Origin of the sequence: Brevundimonas sp. (assembly GCF_032107865.1) — a bacterium.
Classification (GTDB): Bacteria; Pseudomonadota; Alphaproteobacteria; order Caulobacterales; family Caulobacteraceae; genus Brevundimonas.
Map to the genome: position 1 here is coordinate 1 of NZ_DAMCNG010000290.1, position 2,829 is coordinate 2,829.

The 2,829-nt window shown below is 64.2% G+C and carries 3 protein-coding genes; 2 read left to right on the forward strand and 1 reads right to left on the reverse strand.

The genetic code is table 11. The features are described from left to right. On the reverse strand, positions 1–241 hold a 241-nt coding region (locus RT567_RS15680; RefSeq protein WP_313577160.1), incomplete at its 3' end, for a chromosomal replication initiator DnaA. Positions 242–614: 373 nt separating this feature from the next. On the opposite strand from RT567_RS15680, the gene ctrA reads away from it, so the two are divergent. Both ctrA and RT567_RS15690 read left to right on the forward strand, forming a co-directional pair. After that, complete coding sequence (gene ctrA, locus RT567_RS15685; protein ID WP_125899925.1) at positions 615–1,316, forward strand: response regulator transcription factor CtrA; 702 nt, start codon at positions 615–617, stop codon at positions 1,314–1,316. Positions 1,317–1,549: 233 nt separating this feature from the next. Beyond that, the coding region (locus RT567_RS15690) for a PEP/pyruvate-binding domain-containing protein (RefSeq protein ID WP_313577161.1) at positions 1,550–2,829 on the forward strand (1,280 nt) is incomplete at its 3' end.

Sequence of the window (2,829 nt, forward strand, 5' to 3'; positions counted from 1 at the left end):
AGGCGGCGCCCGCCGTCGCCCGGTTCAGGCCGAAGGCGTGAGCCACCCGCTCCAGCGGCCAGCCGAATGAGACGTGCGCCAGATACATGGCCGACCAGCGCGCCCGACAGGCCCGAGGCCGCACCCGCTCGCGCCGCATCATTTCGGCGGTTGGCACGCCCAGGGCCAGGCCCGACAGCGACAGGGCCGCGTCCGCCCGGATGCGGTCGCCCTCCGTCACCGGCACGCGATAGGGTTCCATGATCTGCGCTTCCTCCCGCCATTCCTGTGGATGTCGCCATTATGAGTGCGTCTGGCGACTGAATTAGGAATATTGTCCTATGAGACGTCAGAAACGGTCGCTTCCCCAGGCGGGGTCCGGCATCGGCAGGGGCGGTTGTGCACGTCCCCTGTGGAAGACGCGCCAGACGTCAACAGGGGAATGAGGGGGCGGCGCCAAATAAATTAACGAATCCTTGACTCAGGACTCTAGACGGCGATTCGCAAATCACCTTAGGCGTTTCATATCGGGATGCGTTAACCCTTCTTAAGGTTTTGGCCCGTTAACGTTGGAACAAGGTTACCCGGCCGTCGCTCCCGCGCGGCTATCCCAAGCTTTGCCTGGAGGGGCAAGAATGCGCGTCCTGCTGATCGAAGACGACCACGCGACAGCCCAAAGCATTGAGCTGATGCTCAAGTCGGAAGGCTTTAACGTCTATACGACCGACCTGGGTGAAGAAGGCATCGATCTGGGCAAGATCTATGACTACGACCTCATTCTGCTGGACCTGAACCTGCCGGACATGAGCGGGCTTGAGGTTCTGCGCCAGCTGCGCAACGGCAAGATCAATACGCCGGTGATGATCCTCTCGGGCAGCCATGAGATTGACACCAAGGTCAAGACCTTCGGCGGCGGCGCCGACGACTATCTGACCAAGCCCTTCCACAAGGATGAGCTGATCGCGCGCACCCACGCCGTGGTCCGTCGCTCCAAGGGCCACGCCCAGGCTATTATCCACACCGGCGAGATCGCGGTGAACCTGGACGCCAAGACGGTTGAGGTGAACAGCCACCGCGTGCATCTGACCGGCAAGGAATATCAGATGCTGGAGCTGCTCTCCCTGCGCAAAGGCACGACCCTGACCAAGGAAATGTTCCTGAACCACCTGTACGGCGGCATGGACGAGCCGGAGCTGAAGATCATCGACGTCTTCATCTGCAAGCTGCGCAAGAAGCTAGCGACGGCCGCCGGCGGCAAGCACTACATCGAGACCGTCTGGGGCCGCGGCTATGTCCTGCGCGACCCGGCCGAAGGCGCGATCACCGTCGCCGCCTGAACGGATCCGGCCTGAGCCTCCACTCGGGGCCGCGTGAACGCAAACGCCCGTCGGGAAACCGGCGGGCGTTTTCCATTGGCCGCTCCATGGTTTGGGCCTGATCCGATGACGAACGATACAACCCCTCACGGATTGTTACGCCTGCGGCCTCGCCTTCGCAGGTGCAGCGCGCTAGTGAAACCCCGCATAAGGCGGGACTCAGTCTCGCATGACCACGGTTCAGGAACTACGAAATGACCAAGTGGGTGTATGGCTTCGGCGGCGGGTCCGCTGACGGCGACGCGACGATGAAGAACCTTCTCGGCGGCAAGGGCGCGAACCTGGCCGAGATGTCGTCTCTCGGCCTGCCGGTGCCCCCCGGCTTCACCATCACGACCGAGGTCTGCACCTGGTATTACGCCAATCAGGAAACCTATCCGTCGGACCTGACGGATCAGGTGGTGGCGGCCCTGGCCCACGTCGAGGGCGTGGTGGGCAAGACCTTCGGCGACGCCGCCAACCCCCTGCTGGTGTCGGTGCGCTCGGGCGCCCGCGCCTCCATGCCGGGCATGATGGACACCGTCCTGAACCTGGGCCTGAACGATGAAACGGTCGAGGGGCTGGCCAAGCTGTCGGGCGACCGCCGCTTCGCCTTCGATTCCTACCGTCGCTTCATCACCATGTATTCCAATGTGGTTCTGGGCCTGGGTCACGACTATTTCGAAGAGGTGCTGGATGACCACAAGGATCGTCTGGGCGTCTCGGTCGACACCGAGCTGACCGCCGAGAACTGGGAAAAGGTGGTCGCGGACTATAAGGCCCTGGTCGAGCGTGAGCTGGGCAAGCCCTTCCCGCAGGATCCCCAGGCCCAGCTGTGGGGCGCTGTCGGCGCCGTGTTCGAAAGCTGGATGAACGACCGGGCGAAATTCTATCGCCGCATGCACGACATTCCCGAAAGCTGGGGCACGGCCGTCAACGTCCAGTCGATGGTGTTCGGCAACATGGGCGAGACGAGTGCCACGGGCGTCGCCTTCACCCGCAACCCCTCGACCGGCGAGAACAAGCTGTACGGCGAGTTCCTGATCAACGCCCAGGGCGAGGACGTGGTCGCGGGCATCCGCACGCCGCAGTCCCTGACCAAGGCGGGCCGCGAGGAGATGGGCGAGACGGCGCTGTCGATGGAAGAGGCGATGCCGCAGGTGTTCGCCCAGTTCGTCGACGTGGTGGGGCGGCTGGAAAGCCACTACCGCGACATGCAGGACATCGAGTTCACGGTCGAACAGGGCCGCCTGTGGATGCTGCAGACCCGCAACGGCAAGCGCACGGCCAAGTCGGCGTTGAAGATCGCCGTGGACCTGGCCTCCGAAGGCGTCATCTCTCAGGACGAGGCGGTCAGCCGCGTCGAGCCGGGCGCGCTGGACCAACTGCTGCACCCGACGCTGGACCCCAAGGCGCCGCGCACTGTCGTCGCGGCGGGCCTGCCGGCCTCGCCGGGCGCGGCGACCGGCAAGATCGTCTTCGACGCCGATGAGGC

What these genes read in the sequence shown, in the direction of transcription:
- ctrA (WP_125899925.1), top strand. Translation starts at nt 615, where the DNA reads ATGCGCGTCCTGCTGATCGAAGACGACCACGCGACAGCCCAAAGCATT.